This is a genomic window from Salinilacustrithrix flava, assembly GCF_041228405.1.
In the GTDB taxonomy this organism is placed as follows: Bacteria; Actinomycetota; Acidimicrobiia; order Acidimicrobiales; family Salinilacustritrichaceae; genus Salinilacustrithrix; species Salinilacustrithrix flava.
Map to the genome: position 1 here is coordinate 3,097,913 of NZ_CP133888.1, position 17,248 is coordinate 3,115,160.

10 protein-coding genes are annotated in these 17,248 nt (G+C 64.6%); 1 reads left to right on the plus strand and 9 read right to left on the minus strand.

Annotated elements, in window-relative coordinates; all coding sequences use genetic code 11:
* Nucleotides 1-170 precede the first annotated feature (170 nt).
* Nucleotides 171-6,518: an IPT/TIG domain-containing protein gene (locus RGQ06_RS15285; protein ID WP_432430677.1), complete on the plus strand. Its 6,348-nt coding sequence runs from the start codon at nt 171-173 to the stop codon at nt 6,516-6,518.
* Nucleotides 6,519-6,821: 303 nt separating this feature from the next.
* Here the strand turns inward: RGQ06_RS15285 and RGQ06_RS15290 are convergent, their stop codons facing one another.
* The 9 genes from RGQ06_RS15290 to RGQ06_RS15330 all read right to left on the minus strand — a co-directional run bounded on the left by RGQ06_RS15290 (nt 6,822) and on the right by RGQ06_RS15330 (nt 16,385).
* Nucleotides 6,822-7,772 (minus strand): NAD-dependent epimerase/dehydratase family protein, encoded by a 951-nt coding sequence (locus RGQ06_RS15290; protein WP_432430651.1) that lies wholly within the window; start codon nt 7,770-7,772, stop codon nt 6,822-6,824.
* Nucleotides 7,773-7,901: 129 nt separating this feature from the next.
* The gene (locus tag RGQ06_RS15295; RefSeq protein ID WP_432430678.1) at nt 7,902-8,453 is read right to left on the minus strand and encodes an acyltransferase; all 552 of its coding nucleotides are present in this window, start codon (nt 8,451-8,453) and stop codon (nt 7,902-7,904) included.
* The gene (locus RGQ06_RS15300; protein WP_432430650.1) at nt 8,437-9,390 is read right to left on the minus strand and encodes a sulfotransferase family protein; all 954 of its coding nucleotides are present in this window, start codon (nt 9,388-9,390) and stop codon (nt 8,437-8,439) included. Before RGQ06_RS15300 ends, RGQ06_RS15295 begins: the two co-directional genes overlap by 17 nt.
* 6 nt (nt 9,391-9,396) lie before the next feature.
* Nucleotides 9,397-10,647 carry a lipopolysaccharide biosynthesis protein gene (locus tag RGQ06_RS15305; protein ID WP_432430649.1) on the minus strand — a complete coding sequence of 417 codons (1,251 nt, stop codon included), beginning with the start codon at nt 10,645-10,647 and terminating at the stop codon, nt 9,397-9,399.
* Between the two features lie 7 nt (nt 10,648-10,654).
* Nucleotides 10,655-11,674: a sulfotransferase family protein gene (locus RGQ06_RS15310; RefSeq protein WP_432430648.1), complete on the minus strand. Its 1,020-nt coding sequence runs from the start codon at nt 11,672-11,674 to the stop codon at nt 10,655-10,657.
* Nucleotides 11,675-11,676: 2 nt separating this feature from the next.
* Nucleotides 11,677-12,444, minus strand: coding sequence for a WecB/TagA/CpsF family glycosyltransferase (locus tag RGQ06_RS15315; protein WP_432430679.1), 768 nt, complete (start codon nt 12,442-12,444; stop codon nt 11,677-11,679).
* A complete protein-coding gene (locus tag RGQ06_RS15320) occupies nt 12,441-13,565 on the minus strand; it encodes a glycosyltransferase family 4 protein (protein ID WP_432430680.1) in 1,125 nt (374 codons plus the stop codon). Before RGQ06_RS15320 ends, RGQ06_RS15315 begins: the two co-directional genes overlap by 4 nt.
* A complete protein-coding gene (locus RGQ06_RS15325) occupies nt 13,562-14,815 on the minus strand; it encodes a hypothetical protein (protein ID WP_432430647.1) in 1,254 nt (417 codons plus the stop codon). The genes RGQ06_RS15320 and RGQ06_RS15325 overlap by 4 nt, the downstream gene beginning before the upstream one ends.
* 43 nt (nt 14,816-14,858) lie before the next feature.
* Entirely contained in the window at nt 14,859-16,385 is a 1,527-nt protein-coding gene (locus RGQ06_RS15330; protein WP_432430646.1) for a sugar transferase, read from the minus strand.
* Nucleotides 16,386-17,248 lie beyond the last annotated feature (863 nt).

Here is a 17,248-nt window from a genome sequence, read left to right on the forward strand (position 1 = left end):
ACTCGAAGACGTGGCACCGCACTGGACAGAGGTTCAGCATCGAATGGTCCTTCCGGTCCATGTGCCGGACTGGCGACAGGCGTACATTCTCAGCACATCGACGGGGCGGACGCAGCGGGTCCGTGAGAGTGGGACGGCGCCTGCGGGCGTGCGAACGAAGGAGGCGCCCGGTGGCGCGATACGTGAAGGCCCGCCGCGCGCTGGCCGCCGTCCTGCTGACCACGATGGTCGCGACCACCCTGGCGACCTCGCCGTCCGGGGCGCAGGAGCCGCCGACGTCGGAAGGTCCGCCGCCACAGGCACTCGAGCGGCGGAAGAACGGTGAAGCGGCCATCCAGGCTCTTGGGGACCGGTTGCCGGCGGTCGCCGCCGCCCATGGGATGGGACCAGGCGAGTTCCGCCGGCTCTTCCGTGGAGATCCGACGCTCTGGATCGACGCTGACCTGCGAGCGTTCTACATCGAGCCACCGCACGACGATGCGTCGCACACCGATGACACCTCGGGCAGCGAGCCGTCGACTTCGGCGGCCGCACCGTTCCCGTTGAGCGAGACGTTCACCCTGCACAGCAACCCGGGCGCCGACCGAACCATCCTGCTCGACTTCGACGGCCAAGCGGTCAGCGGCACCAGTTGGAACCTCAAGCCCGGCATCGGCGGACCATTCGATGCGACACCGTTCTCGCTCGATGACGACCCGCTCTCGTTCTCGCCCTACGAGCGTGACGTCATCCAGAGCGTCTGGCTCAGGGTCAGCGAGGACTTCGCCGCCTTCGACGTCGACGTGACCACCGAGGAGCCGGCAGATCCCGGCGTCCTCGTCCGCACTGCGTCAAACGATCCCGACTACGGCACCCGAGTGGTGTTCGCCGGCGCCGACACGAAGGAGTATCCGCTCCTGTGCGGCGGATGTGGCGGTGTCGCCTACCTGCTCGACCCCACCTCGTTCGGCCTGGCTACGTACCAGCCGGCCTGGGTCTTCCAGAAGGGCATGGGCGGCGCCGACGCCAGCGCCAAGAGCCTTGCGGAGGCAGCCTCGCACGAGGTCGGCCACAACCTCGGGCTGGAACATGACGGCAGGACCAGTCCTGCGGAGGGGTACTTCCAGGGCCACGGCTCGTGGGCGCCGATCATGGGGATCGGCTACTCCAAGCCGATCGTCCAGTGGAGCAAGGGCGAGTACGCCAACGCGAACAACTACCCGACGGCCAACCCGAACTCCTCGGGCGACGACGACCTCGCGATGATCGGCCATACCGACCTGTTGCCGCCTGTCGCCGACGACCACGCGAACACCAACGTCGGAGCTCCGGCGCTCGGCATCCCGTCACCCGTGGTGTCCGGTGACGGCGTCATCTCGACGAGGACCGACGTCGACGTTTTCGAGTTCGAGATCACCGGGCCTGAGTCCGTGACCATCACGGCGTCACCGGCGCCCGTGAGCCCGAACCTCGACATCTCCATGACCCTTCGGGACGCGACGGGCGCGCAGATCGGTACCGTCGCCAACCCGGCCTCGGGGGGTGCCAACGACATCGCCACCGGCCTCGACGCGACGATCACCGCGGCACTTCCGACGGGCGGGTTCTACTACGTCCACATCGACGGGGTCGGCCACGGGGACCCCCTCACCAACGGCTACTCGGACTACGCCAGTCTCGGCGCCTACGACCTGGACGTCGCCGTCGAACCGGACGTGTGCTTCGACGGCGGCGATCCCGTCGAGGACGATGTCCGCGCTTCTGCGCAGCTGCTCGTCGGTGGTCAGACCAAAGCGGGGCTGCACTGCGATGAGGACTGGTACCTCGTCCCCGGCGTCAACCAGGGCGTCTTCGGTGCGACGCTGGTTGCTGACGACGGGAATCTCGACCTTCAGCTCGTCGACTCAGCCGGCGTCGAGATCGACCTGTCGAACGACGGCGGCAGCACGGAGACGGTCGGAACGACGTTTGCGGTCGCCGCAGCGACAGACAAGCCCTACTACCTTCGGGTGTTCGGGCCCGGCGTGCAGTCGACGTACACGCTGACGACATCGTTGAGCGCGTGCCCTGCCGACGACCAGTGGGAGAACGACGACGGGATCAACGTGCCGAGCCCGTTGGCGCTGCCCGGAGCAAAGGCAGGGGTCGTCTGCTCGGACGACGGAGCCAACAAGGTGGACTACGCGGAGGTGAACCTCACCGCAGGCGAGCCCGTCCGCTTCACGCTCACGTACCCGCAGGCAGGGGGGTCGTCGGTGAACCTCTGGCTCTTCCGGTGGCCGTCCTCCGGCTCGAGCGTGTCCGGCAGCGTCGCCAGTCCCGATTCGAGGACGATCACCTACACGCCCACCGTCTCGGGCGCGCACCAGATCCGGGTCGACTGGCTCGCCGGAGCCCAGGGGGTTCCGTACCACCTCGAGGTCGAGCCCTACGCCGAGGACCTCCCGGTCATCACCACCCTCAGTAGGTCCTACGGCGTCGCGGGCGACTCGTTCTCCATCGTGGGATCGAACTTCAACACCGTCTCCGACGTCAGCTTCTCGGACGGCGTGCCGGCAGCCTTCACGGTGAACTCGCCGACCTGGATCACCGCGACCGTCCCGGCCGGAGCCGAAACGGGACCGATGACGATCACCAACTCCGGCGGGCCGTCTTCGAGCGACCGTTGGTTCAGCGTCCGTCCGACGCTCGCGCCGCCGGCGAACGACGACTTCGCCGACCCCGTGGTGCTGACCGGTGCGACCGGCCAGGTCACCGGGAGCAACGCAGGCGCGACGATGGAGCCCGGCGAGTACAGCGCCGGTTCCCGAGAGACCTCGGTCTGGTACCAGTGGACGGCACCCAGTGACGGCGAGCTCGAGCTGGACACCTTCGGCAGCACGTTCGACACCATCCTGAACGTCTACACGGGCACGGCGGTCAATGTCCTTCCGCTCGTGGCTGCGAACGACGACGATGCCGGCATCCAGAGTCGCATCGCCATCGCGGACCCCTCGTTCCCGGCGTTCACGCCGACCAGCGTCGTCGGAGGCACGACCTACCGGATCGGCATCAACGGCTACCAGGGCGACACGGGGGACCTGACCCTCAACTGGACGTTCACCACTGATCTCTCGGCTCCGTTCATCGACAGCATCGCGCCCACGTCAGGCGAGGTGGGCGACACCGTGACCATCACGGGTTCAGGGTTGCAGTGGACGACCGACGTCGACTTCAACGGCACGCCGGCGACCTTCACCGTGGTGAACGACACCGAGGTCACCACCACGGTGCCCGAGGGTGCGACCGATGGTCCGATCACGGTGACGACCCCGGGCGGCGCGACGCCCTCGGGTGGGTTCGACGTGACGGAACCGCCGCCCCCGACCGGTGAGTGGGGCTCGGACGGTTCCGTCTCTCGTGACGTGGCCACTGCAGATGCCGGCCTCTCCATCGTCGACATGGCGAGCGCCCGGATCGACGGCGGGTACTACGCCGCGATCCTCACGCTGGACGGCAGCATCGCCGTGGGCAAGTACGACGCGACCGACACGCCCGACCCGTCGTTCAACGATGGTGAAGGACTCGTCGTGCTGCCACCCGTCGCGCAGTACGCATCCGGCTCCGGCCTCCTGGCCGTGGACTCGGTCGGCCGTCCCTACCTGCTCGCCACCTCCACCTGGATCCCTGAGGACACCTCGCACGTCCGCCTCGTCCGTCTCACCACGGCAGGCGCACTCGACACGTCGTTCTCCGACGACGGCATCATCGACCTCGTCGCACCGGGAACGGGCATCGGGGCTGGTGCAGGCGTGGAGGTCGACAGCGAGGACCGACCCGTCACCGTGGCCCAGGAGGCCAGCACCACCGTCCGGCGCTTCACTACGGCAGGTGCCCCGGACGGCACCTTCCAGGGCACGAGCTCCGATGCCGGGGCAGCAGAGTTCCTCGACATCGTCGTCACGGCAGACGATCTGCTTGCCGTGCTCGGAGATGATTCGATCGTCGTCGCTGGCACGAACTTCGACGGCTCCGAGGGCCGGACCGTGCGTCTCGCGTCGGACGGCACGCTGGCGACCGGATGGGGGATCGGCGGTGCCAACCCGGCAAACCTCGGACCGGGCATCCATCCGTTCTCCGCAGAGACGATGGCAGCGACGGGCGGCGACGGCGTCCTCATCGGGGCCAGCTTCCTCAACAACGTCGATGTGCTCCGCCTGGGCGCCGACGGCACCCTCGACACGGCGTTCGGTGGCGGTGACGGTCAGGCCACCGCGCTCACGGGGATGAACCGCTCGGCGGCCTCGGGGCACACGAACGCGATCAGCACCGTCGACGGGGTCTACGTGCACGCGCGCGCTTCGACGTTCAACTTCGAGACCAGCGTCGTGCGCCTCACCACGACGGGCGAACCCGATTCGGGCTGGAACGCCGGCTCACCCGGCGATCCGGTGTGGTCCGACCTGGCGCAGGTGCGCTCGATCTACCACGACGGCGCGCTGCGTCTGGGCGGCACGAACCAGGTCTTCGGCATCTCGGAGGCCATCGAGCGCATGGACGCTGTGGGCGGCGGCGCTTCCGTCGGCGGGGAGATCACGGTGATGGCGTCGGTCACCGATTACGTGCTGGCGATCGCCCCGTTGAGCGAGGGTGCATACGTCGCCTACGCCGAGGGCTCGCGAGCAACCATCGCCAAGCACAACGACGACGGCTCGCTCGACACCGACTTCGGTTCAGACGGGGCTCTTGCGTTCGATCCGTCGATCCTGAACCACGTCGACGACCTCGCAGTCGACGGCCAGGGGCGTCTGCTCATGGTCGGCCAGTGGTCGGTGGGCTCACCGCCAACCGCCGGGGGCATCCGGCTCATCCGGCTGACCACGGGTGGAGCACTGGACACGAGCTTCGATGGCGACGGGATCATCGACTTCGCCGGCCAGATCGACGGAACCAACTTCAACTTCGCCTACGACGTGCGCGCCGACGCCAGCGATCGTGTCGTTGTCGCCGGCACCTCGACGGTGCCGGCCCCGAGCAGCTTCGACCCGAAGGTCTTCCTCCAGCGGTTCACCGAGGCCGGCGCGCTCGACACGACATTCGGCGGCGACGGCGGGATGGTCGTGGACCTCTCGACCGTCCCCGGCGTGAACTACACCGTGGGTGAGGTGCGTCTCGATGCGGCGGGCGACCTGCGGGTCTTCGCAAGCACCGCCCAGGCCGGCGTGAAGTCGGAGATCGTCGTGATCGCCATCGATGGTGACGGCGTCCTCGACACCTCATACGGAGTCGATGGCTTCGCTCGCTACGTGTGCCCTGGCACGAACGAGGGCTTCGTCTACGGAGGCAACCTCTTGGCGGACGGCAGCGCCGTCTTTGCCGCCAGCTGCGACTCAGGTGGGTCGAACAACGGAGCGCGTGCCGGGCGGTTCACTCCTGCTGGCGCCCTCGATACGACCTACGCCGGCGGTGCCGGCGTGATTCGGTACCTGAATGCTTCCAGCCAGCCGCTGAACCTCAGCCTCGAGGTCCCGGTCGACGATCTCGGTGCCGTGTACCTGCACGGTTTCAACTTCGGGGAGATCTACGCCGGACGCATCTCTGCGAACGGAACGCGTGATGCCGCCTACGAGCGCATCATGGAGGATGACGGTGGTCGTCCCACTGCCGCTGGCGTGGATGAGATCGGCCGCCTCTACATCGGCACGAATGTGGAAGGCGCCGCTGTCGTCAACCGGATCGCGCCTGTGTCGACCAGTGGTGAGGACTCACCGATCGACTTCAACGGTGACGGGCTGATCGATATTGCGATCTTCCGTCCGTCGACGGGTCGGTGGGCGATCAAGGGTTTGCCGGGTGTGTCGACGAACTGGGGTCAGTCTGGTGATGTGCCGGTGCCGGCGGATTATGACGGTGACGGGCTGATCGATATTGCGATCTTCCGTCCGTCGACGGGTCGGTGGGCGATCAAGGGTTTGCCGGGTGTGTCGACGAACTGGGGTCAGTCTGGTGATGTGCCGGTGCCGGCGGATTATGACGGTGACGGGCTGATCGATATTGCGATCTTCCGTCCGTCGACGGGTCGGTGGGCGATCAAGGGTTTGCCGGGTGTGTCGACGAACTGGGGTCAGTCTGGTGATGTGCCGGTGCCGGCGGATTATGACGGTGACGGGCTGATCGATATTGCGATCTTCCGTCCGTCGACGGGTCGGTGGGCGATCAAGGGTTTGCCGGGTGTGTCGACGAACTGGGGTCAGTCTGGTGATGTGCCGGTGCCGGCGGATTATGACGGTGACGGGCTGATCGATATTGCGATATTCCGTCCGTCGACGGGTCGGTGGGCGATCAAGGGTTTGCCGGGTGTGTCGACGAACTGGGGTCAGTCTGGTGATGTGCCGGTGCCGGCGGATTATGACGGCGACGGGCTGATCGATATTGCGATCTTCCGTCCGTCGACGGGTCGGTGGGCGATCAAGGGTTTGCCGGGTGTGTCGACGAACTGGGGTCAGTCTGGTGATGTGCCCATTTCGCGGTACAACCATACGATGGATGATGCCCAATAAGCCGAACTCGGAGGGCGGCACTACAGGATCTCGCTCCGTGGAACCGCTTGTGCAAGAGGGAACCAGAGACACGTTCGGCTGGGCTTCATGGGAAGGGTGGGGTCGAGACGGCGGACTGTCGACAGCATTCTCACACCAGGTAACGAGCCTCATCTTGCGGTAGGAAGTGTCGTGACAGCACGTCACCCAGCACAAGGTGCAGCGGCAGGCGTCTTTGGTGCGACGGATCCAAGTAGTGCCTGGGATTGAGGATGCGTGCAACAGATTTCGACGGGACCGGCGAAGCTGCCGACGCACATCGTTCTAGTTGGAGGGACGCCTCGAGCGGTGCCAGGCGACCTGGGCGGCGATGCCGTCGGCCAGGTTGGTCTGGGGCTTCCAGCCGAGGAGTCGTTGGGCGGCGTCGTTGCTGCCGCCGGTGCGCTGGACGTCGCCGGGCTGCTCGGCGTGCTGCTCGATCGGCACGGGTGACCCGACGGCGTTGGCGACCGCGTCGATGACGTTGCGCAGGACGGTGGAGCCGCCGGCGCAGACGTTGACCACGGTGCCCGGCGCGACGTCGGCGGTGCCGGCGAGGACGTTGGCCCGGACCACGTCGCCGACGTAGGTGAAGTCGCGGATGTGGGAGCCGTCGCCGTAGAGGGGGAAGGCCTGCTGGTCGAGGGCTCCCTCGATAAGGCGGTGGAAGGCCATGTCGGGGCGCTGGCGGGGGCCGTAGACGGTGAAGTACCGCAGCGCCACGGTGGAGAGGCCGCAATTGGCGGCGTATACGCCGCAGAGGTGCTCGGCGGCGAGCTTGGTGACGCCGTAGGGGCTGTGGGGTCGGGGGAGGTCGGTCTCGATGACCGGGTAGGAGTCGGCGTTCCCGTACACCGACGAGCTGGATGCGTAGACGAACCGGTCGACGGCGGCTTGGCGGGTGGCTTCGAGCAGGCGCTGGGTGGCGAGGACGTTGCAACTGTCGTAGGTGGCGAATCCGTCGGACCACGAGAGCCGGACGCCAGGCTGGGCGGCCTGGTGGTAGACGACGTCGACACCGTCGAGCAGTGCGTCGAGGTCGGTGTCGCGCAGGTCGGCCTCGATGAAGCGGAAGCCCGGCCGATCCCGGAGGTCGGCCAGGTTGGCGTCCTTCGCGTCCCGGTCGTAGTACGGCGTGAACGCGTCGACGCCGACCACGTCGTGTCCCTCGTCCAGCAAGGCCTCGGCCAGCTGGGACCCGATGAAGCCGGCAACACCGGTGACGAAGATCCTCATGGCGCATCACGCAACAATTCGTTCCACATGGAAGACCACATCCGACGTGCAGAAAGTAGGAGTGAAGCGGCGTGCCGATCCAGCGGCCCGCATTGAATCTTCAACCAAGCCATCACAGGCCGTACCTGATCACGATCGCATGCGAATAATCTTGGCAGGCGTACCACCGACTACTGCACCAGCTCGAACGTCGGCGGTTACGACCGAGCCGGCTCCAACGACTGCCCCGCGCCCGATAGTCACGCCCGCCAGGACCTTCGATCCGGCACCGATCCAGCAATCGTCCTCGATACTCACAGGTTTCACCGTTCTCTTCTGATCCTTGATCTTTGCCCCGGCCGCTATACCGTGATTCGCGTCTGTGATATGTACGCCCGGCCCGATCAGAACGTTCGTGCCGACACTGATCCGCTCGACAGCATTCAGGTATGAAAACTCGCCAATCGATGATCGCTCACCCACGAGGATAACGCCGCCTGCCGACTTCAGGTAGGCGAAGGGGTAGATGGTCGCACGAGGCTCTAGGTGGATCCGATTTGCGCCTCGAAAGCGCGTATGGGAATGGATGACCGGCCATCGCCTTCTCCAATGCCAGTTGACACCAAGGGCGCGCCAGAACACAGCGCGTGCGCCCAGCCCGAGGCGCTCCAAAGTCCTGGACTTGTCATATAGTGCGAGCACCTGACCTCGCCTCCTCCACTGCCGTGTCGCGTCTCCGGGCAGTACGTCGGCGCGAACGACTCGCCACGCCAACGCGAAGCCACCATAGGTTAGCCTGCAGTCGTCTCGGCAAAGTTGGATCAGTCCCTATCACTTCATAGCCCAGTTGTGCGAGCAAGTGCCTATGCTGACTACCGAGGGTAGATTGGACGCATAGCGGGAGTTCCCTTATCCACCCTTTCGCTCGGTTGGCGTCTGGGGCTGAACCCACCAGCGCATGTTGAGATCGCGAATATGCGGGGACACTGAAGACTTGGCCCTTGTCCGAGACTGTGTGGGCCTCCAGATCAAGGAATGCCCCAAGCCCTGCAAGGCATCTTCCAGGATTCTGGACCAGATCCTCAAAGCGAACTCGAACTGTCCTGTCAGGATAGTCCCGTTCCAGCGCTTGCCCAAAGGCTATGGCATCTCGCCACCATGCACCCAGGCGAGCGAGGCTCAGAGGACTCCAGTCGGTCCTCATCACGCTGGCAGCGACGCCGCGAACATCCCGTACTAGATGCACGAACTGAGCGTCGGGAAACGAGCGGACAAGGATGTCTGCTGCGCGGGCATTCGAGGGGGTATGGTCTATCCACCTGGTGGCTCCTGCGTTCCCCACTTTGCGTGCGAATGACGCAACAAGCAGTTCTAGTGCGGCGACGGATCCCCCTAGCGTTCCTCTAGTCTGTCTTGAGCCGCCAGAGAGCGCATCTCGAGCCGCATCCACCACCTCTGGCGGGAGTCCCCAAAGGTCGAGTCGCCATGATTCAAGTGCGGTGACGTTCCCGGACAAGAGGTCATTCTTGAACTGCGATTCGGGAGTGACCAGTGTGTTGGGATAGTGCCCGAGTCGCTCGCCTAAGAGGGTCGTACCAGACCGGCCGCAGCCCGCGATGAATATTGGTCGAAGCGTCATGGCCGGTCATCCGCCATAGCGAAGTCTCACGCCCAGGCGGGCTTGTACTCGGCGCTGCATCATGCCATTCCAACTCGCTACGCCCGCCAACGTCCCGAGAGCCACGCCGGAAGGGCCCCAGAGCCCCGCAGCCACCACAGAAAGAACACACTGGATACCAAGGGCTGCGCAAAGCGCACGAACTGCGCTCCATTCATCAAATGTCATTGTCAGAGCGGTTCCGACCGGACCGTAGGCAACGGACAATACTTGCGCCACTAGGAGAAACGCGAGCATCGCCGGCGGCGACGTGTAGTCGGCACCAAGGCGCGGAAAGATTGTTGCAATCGCAGCCCCGGTAATTCCGGCCAGCATTGCGGCGGCAGGTACAGCTCTACGCAACAGTTGCCGAACCTGATTTGCGGCCTCGAAGATGGTTCCGTCACTGTGTGCTGCGGCAAGTGCGGGAGCGGCGACGAGATTCACGCCGAAGAGAATCACAGCTACGCCCCCCGTCAAGCGAGCCGCTAGTGCGTAGGAGCCTGCATGCTCCGGGCCGAGAGTTGCGCTCGCAATAAGCGTATCGATCTGCGCGCTGCCGGTGGACAGCACGGCAAGGGCCAACAAGCCAGTCGGAGTCCGAATGAGTGGCTCATCATCGCTGGCTGAACGCGGACTGGCCGCGCCAAGTGACCGCGAGACAAGCAACTGTGCGACCAAGGCAATCCCGGCGACCGCCAACAATCGGAGCCCACCGACTAATCCTGGCGAAAGATCGGGCAGGGCGATGGACGTTAGCGCCAACAGTGAGCCCCACGTGAGGGGCAAGACCATGGTGGTCCACGCGCTCGCGTGCACAGTCAGTCGCGAACCGCGCGCTACTCCCTCAAGAAGACGGAGCAGTGCCAACCCTGGAACGGTCAATCCGAATATTGCGAGGGCCCAGAAGTCAACGGCATCCGCAAGCCGGGTTAGCACGAGGGCAACCAGCACGTAAGCAACCAAAGGGATGCCCACCCTCCGCAGCAGGTGGCCTTGGGCCTGTCGCCACCATTGAGCGGCGAAGCCAGGCTCGCTTCCCGAGCGAGCTACATCGCGGGATCCAGCGGTGTCCAAGCCTAGTGTGGCAAGGATGCTACAAATCGTCGACAGGCTCAACCCTACAGCAACGGTTCCGTAGTCTGGCGCCGACAGCTGCCAAGCTAGGAATAGCTGCAGTACGAGACTCAGCCCAAGGCCTGAGCCGCGAATCAGCCCACCCAATGTTGAAGCGGTCATTAGGGGTTTATCCTCGCTCGCGCAAGGTAGATCGGAAGTACGCGATACCTGGGCGAATGCCCTTCTGTCGGATGTGGTACGCAACCAGTCCGGCGGCGTCAACACCGACGAACAGGCGACTGAGCAGTTGAAATAGTCGTTCTACAGTGTCTGGTGGCGTCGGCTCCTTTGGGTACGTCGTCGAATGGTTCTGGACTTGAAGGTATCCCAGAGCCTCGGCGACCGCCCGGGTGCTTCGGGCTTCGAGCCTGCGGAGCTTGCGGATCGCCGGTTGTGATGCGACGACCTTGGTCTGGCCGATACCGAGGCCCAACTCGTCCGAGATTCCACGAAGTGTCGCCGGAGTTCCTCGTGCCGGCAAACCGACGGACCGCTCGATGTCCGAGATCGCCCGTGAGGGGTCCTTCGTGAGGTCCTCATACCGAACGATATGGATCCGGGTCGGCTGCCTCGCGTGCTCAGTGAGGAGTGACCGGTTGTACCGAGTCCACCGTCCGACGGCACCGACTCGACTTCGACGCCAATGCCGCGCCTCGCTCTCCGTTTGCGCAGCAACCTCACGTACAATCCCAATGATATGCGAATCTGGAAAGAGTCGAAGTAGAAGGGGGAGGTTCCGGATATACATCGGGGTCTTGTCACCCCATATCGGTGATTCGTCTCGCCCCTCTCTGCCGTGGGGCATCGAGAAGAAGCGGCAAACATCCTCAATGACATCTGTCCAGGGGACACCAGCGCTCGTCGCAGCTGCAGCTTGGAGCGAGTCACTAGGGATGTACTGGGACTCGCCATAGGATGCCGCCCGCCGCCCAAGTTGCGTCTTCCTCAGTTCGGCCGCAAACCAGGTCAGTTCAGACTTACCCAACCGGGCATCCAGGCCAAGTTGCCTAGTGAAGCTCGGAATGAAGTGTGTCTCGTGCCGACAGAGGCTGACGTGGGGATGGCTGGAAAGCAGTTCGCGCGCCAACGTAGTGCCGCTCCGCGGCAGGCCGACGATGAAAAGCGGTCGGGGTTCGGGAGCGAGCACTCTTAGCGGGCCCGGAGCGACTTAACGAGGCGTGCGAGGAATGTCTGAACGAGGATCAGAACAAACGGCATATCCCGCAACAGATAACGTCGCCACAGGCGGCGCGGCTCTTGACATAGACGGTATAGCCATTCGAGTCCAACCTGGCGAAGCGCAACGGGCGCGCGGCGAACCTGGCCGCTGTACATCTCCAAGGCGCCACCCACGCACAGATAGTATGCCGGCGGGAGTAGGTGCATATTGTGGGCCACCCACAGCTCGGACTTCGGAGCTCCCAAGCAGACGAAAACGATTGTCGCTCCGGACTCTCCTATCATCTCTGTCACCCGTTCCGTCCACTCTACATCGAGAGTCGCTCCGAAGGGTGGACTCACTCCGTCGACATGGTGCCCGGTGCGATCTCGGATCGCCTCTTGTGCTTCCAAATTCTCTACCGGCCCCATGCCAAGCACAAAGAGCGAAGTTGCCGGGAAGTCGGCCGAGCAGATTCGCTCCACGAGGTCCGACCCGGCGACGCGAGTTAGGCCCTTGATACCCTCCAACGACGCAAGCCAGAGTAGAGGGAGTCCATCCAAGAGGACGACGTGTGCGCGTTCATATGCTTCACGAAAGGCCGCGTCCTTGCGCCACACCATGTAGTGATCGACGTTCGGGGTTACGAGAAGTCGAGGGCTGCATGTGGGTCGACCCACAGCAGTTAGGGCGTCGCCCATCGTCGCGTTGTCGGCTGGCATTCCGCCTAGTCGTAGCCGTCGTATGCCGTAGTTCATGGCAAGCGGAGGACGTCCGCCACGACCGTAGCGGCGGCCAAGCGTTCCACCGAAGCTCTGCAATCCGGCGGGAGGCACCGCTCCGCTGCGGCTAGTCGCATGGCGAGTTCGTTTGGATCGTTCGAGAACGTACGCCAGCCGTTGATACCGTTCTCAATTAGCCTATTGGGATCGCCGCCGGGCGTAGTCAAGACAGGCACCCCGGACGCGAGCGCTTCCACCACGGCTCTCGAGAAACCTTCGTACTCGGATGTCATGAGAAGGCAAGACGCTTCCTGGAGAACATCCGCGACGACCGACTGTGGCTGATAGCCCATTAGTGTGAGACGGTCCTGGACACCCGCAGAGAGTGCGGCGATCTGAAGCTGGCTGCGCAGAGTCCCGTCTCCGATGACGCGGACGGTGCTGGTGGGGGCGCAGCGAAGGAACTCAACAATTTGCAGCGGAGCCTTTTGTGACTCAACCCGCCCGAGCCACAGGAGGTCTGCTCCTGGCTTAGGGTCACTGCGCGGTCTGAACCGTTCCGATTCAAACCAGGTCGGTGAGAATCTGACCGGAGCCGTTGGGAGAGTTGCTTTCAAGCGGTCAGCACCTTGCCCGCTAAACACTACGACGTCCTCGCAGCGCGGCAATATCCACTTCTCTAGGCGGCGGTAGGCGCTACGGGCGTGCTTCCAGAAGGAATCGGATGCACTCCCCATAGCGTCGTGACCGTCCATGTGCAGAAGCTGCACGAAGTCATGATCGCTGTACAACAAGCGACACGCTGGATGGATGTCAAGGCGATGACATTGCACAACTGAGTTCACGGGAACCACGGGTCTATAGCGCAGGAGTCCGGCGGTCACGCGTGCAGAGTGTGGAATTCTGCGGTGCTGGTCGCTCGGATCGAGGGCGGCAACAGGGAAGAACCGGATATCCGTCCCGTCCATGGTCAGATCGTGCCAACGTGGCTCGAACGGACGTCCATCCGCAACAACTCCAATGATCCAGAACTGGGTGCCCGTCGAGTGTCGGACTAGTCCACGGATGCAGGTGTCGATTCCCCCTGCGATGGGACGCTCTGGGTCGAACTGTTGAACAATTATCCGCACTGCAGGTTTTGTCATCGGTCGGCTCATTGCTCGGAAAGTACGTTGACCAAGTTAGTTGATGGCCACGCCAAACAGCCAAACAGCGCCGCACTCAGGTAGAGTGCAGGTGTGTAGTTCAGAGTATTGCTGGTTAGCATACTGACCGTTAGGACTATGAAGATCGCAGTGGCTTCGCGGCGGCCAGCCAAATGAAGCCTTGCGAAGTTGTAGAGAAGCACCATCCCGATCGCAAGGGTTCCGACGCGTCCGTACTCAATAAGTGACCGCACAACCTCAGAATGCGGCTGGCGGCCTAGCGGCTGGCGGGTCGCATCATCTGCGGCACCAAGCCCGTCGCCCCACCAACGAGAATTGATGTTTGAGTCCGCGAGGCTGAGTTCCCAGTTGATGAGTCGCCATTCAAACGAAGTGTCAGATTCGGAGGTCTGAACGGATGTCCGGCGTAGCTCGTCAACGCGTGCCTCGCCGGCCGGGCTGAATTGGAATAGGGCGAGAGCCGCAAGAGCTCCGACCAGGAGCGGTGCGCGCCTCCCATATCGGCGCGACCTAGAGCCAGCAGTGGAAACGTACGTGATGGCGATGCCGCTGCAGATCAATGCCGTGATACTGCCGGTGGTCAAGAGAGCGAGAGTCAGAACGGCGAGTTGAAGATTGCGACGGCCGAATCTACTGCTCTTGATCGCGTAACGCATGGTGAGCGCCAGCGCATAGAACAGACCTGCAGAATTTGGGTGAATGAACGGGGTTGTCGCGCGCTGGCCAAGAGGGGTGCTCCCGATAGCAGATGCTGCATCCAGAAGCGTAACGATCGCAATGATGCTGGCGACAACTAGCAAGGCCTCGAGAAGGGCTCGTGCCCTACCTGGGGCATAACGGGTGGTTAGAACTGCAACTGTCCACACTGCGAACACCGACATGAGGCGTATCATTAACCCCTGAAGATGCTGGTCGAAGTTGAACTCGGTTCCATACCGTAACGCCCCGTACAGGAGAATTGCGAGGACGACTATCGCTGATCGTAGGACTTTCTGACTGCGGAGGATTAGCGGCGTCGCCGCAAACGTAACTGCCAGCGCAATCAGTCCGTTGGCATTGATTCCACTCACCCACACCGCATCGCCCGCTGCGTCCGTCGCTCCTCGAAGCGCTACTACGGCTGCGATCGCGATTGCAGGAAACGTAAGGGCGTGCACCCCGCGGGAGCCTGCGGAGCGGTCCAAGATGGAGGTCGTTGAAGGCAGGCCGGCGGCTTGCTCGTGGGTCGTCAGCTCTGGCATGTGAATGGGCCAAGGAGGGCGGGGAGGCACCGACTGGTCACCCTCAGTACGCACCGTCTGGTTTCAGGACCGACCGGACGGTGCGGGCCATGATCACCAGGTCAAGCAGTGGGCTCCAGTGGTCGATGTACATGAGGTCGAGGTAGATGCCGTCGTCCCAGGGCAGGTCGGAGCGGCCCTGGGTCTGCCACAGGCCGGTGCAGCCGGGCTTGACGTTGAGCCGGCGATGGGTGCGGGTGTCGTAGGCCTCGACCTCGGACGGCAGGGGCGGGCGGGGGCCGACGATGGACATGTCGCCCTTCAGCACGTTGAGCAGCTGGGGGAGCTCGTCGAGGGAGTGCCGGCGCAGGAAGCGACCCGTACTGGTGACCCGGGGGTCGTCCTTCATCTTGAACAGCAGGCCGTCGGCCTCGTTGGCGTGTTGGAGGTCGGTGAGGCGTGCCTCGGCGTCGGGGACCATGGTGCGGAACTTCCAGCAGCCGAAGTGCTGGCCGAGGTGGCCGACCCGGGTCTGTCGGAAGAAGATCGGGCGGCCGTCGCGGAGGGCGATGGCTGCGGCGATCACGGCAAACACCGGGGCCAGTGCCACCAGCATGGCGAGGGCCACGACCCGGTCGAAGATCGCCTTGGTCCACACCGCAACCGGCCGCAGCGTGGGCGTCTCGACCATGAGCAGGGGAGTGGAGCCCAGGGGCACGTAGCTCATGGCCACGGTGGAGGTGGCGTCGTGGCGGTGGGGGGCGATGGCCACGGTGACGCCCAGGTCGTGGGCCCGCTGGCTGAGCGCCCACATCTCGTCGGGGCCGGGGCGGCCGGCCCGCACCAGCAGGTCGACGGTGACGTCGTGGTCGGTGAGGGTGCGGATGTCGTCGCGGCTGAGGACGCGGCGCAGGCGGGTCAGCTCGGCCGGCGCCGGTGCGTCGGGCTCGACGTCGTCGGCCACGTAGCCCACCACCTCGACCCGGCTGCGGGTCTTGGTGCGATCGAGGTCGGCGACGAAGAGGGCAATGTCCTGCGTCGGGCCGACCACGACGACCCGGTGGTGGTTGCGCAGGTCTTCCTGGTCCTTGCCCATCAGCTTGGACACCACGGCCCGGGCCAAGGCGGTGAGGGCCACGGTGAGGGGCAGCAGGGTGAGGAAGTAGCCCCGGGACAGGTTCAGCCGCAGGGCGATGTGGGCCAAGCCGGCGCAGCCGAGCAGGAGCAGGCCGGCTCGCAGGATGCGGCGCAGCTCCTCGACCCCGAACAGAGAGGACTTCAGCTCGTAGGCACCGCTGATGGCGAGCAGCAGCGGCCAGGTGGCGACCACCAGCAGGCCGATGGCCTGGTAGGAGATCATGAGGTCGCCCGAGGTGACCCAGGGTTGGGTCGAGTCATCCCAGCCGAAGCGCAGGTGCAGGGCGGTGAACGCGGCGATGGCCGCCGCGGCCCAATCGCCGATGACCGCCCGGCGCACCCATCGCCGGAACGGCTCGTTGCGGGGCGTGGTCGACGGGACGGCGCGGTTGACCGGCGGCTGCGGTTCGACGGCTTCGGCCGCCCGGCTCTCGGTGTTGCGGGTCAGGCTCATGGGTCGATCCGCCACGGCCCGAACGGCCTGGGGCGCGCCTCAGCAGGACCCCGCGCGTTCTGGTTCCGACCTCGCTGACCCACTTCGATCTCCCAACCGTCCGCCACGGTATGCAAGCCAGCAACGATATTCGCTGCCGACGGAACCGAGTCAATCGCTCGAAAGGTGTTCGGGGCAATTGTCGCAGCCCGACGTCGACGACGAAGTGCTCCTTGTCCATGGTCCGATGGCCCACCGAGTGCTTCGGCGAGCTGGCGACAGTCCTGCGTCCCTCGGGAATCGCCCTCGAGGTGAAGGAGGCCACCGACGGTCGCTGTCGGCGCCGGCCGGTGTGGTCGGTGCACGCCTTGGGCGGGCAGCGCATGTCCGGCCAGCCCGGCTCACCAACGAAGAGCGGACGAGGGCGTTCACGACCGTTGATGGCCTTGTCACCGCAGATCTCGAGGCGATGCCGGACGACGGTCACCGTCACGAACCGTACGGAGGCTCGATTGTCGTGAACGCCACCCCCGCGCCCCGCGACGAGCGCGTATCCGGGGCGCTCGACCGACTCATGGTGGCCCGTTCCAGCCGGCCACGATGCGTTCATGCACCTTCGACCTCGATCGTTTCGGCGTACAGCGAGTCGTGCCCGACCTCGTCGTGGCTCCCGGCCAGCGTCGGTGATAAGCGGTCGTCGCCGTTGCTGCTGGTAGTCGAGCTGGTGTCACTGCCGACGGTCTGAGGCGCGGAATCAGCGCCGCCAACACGCCGCGGCGCTGTACGGCGCTCATCAACTTCGCTGGTGCGTGCCGACGTCGACGGCAACGACGTTCGAGACCCAACCAGCCGTTCGCATGGCGGGACAACCTGGAAGGCACAGG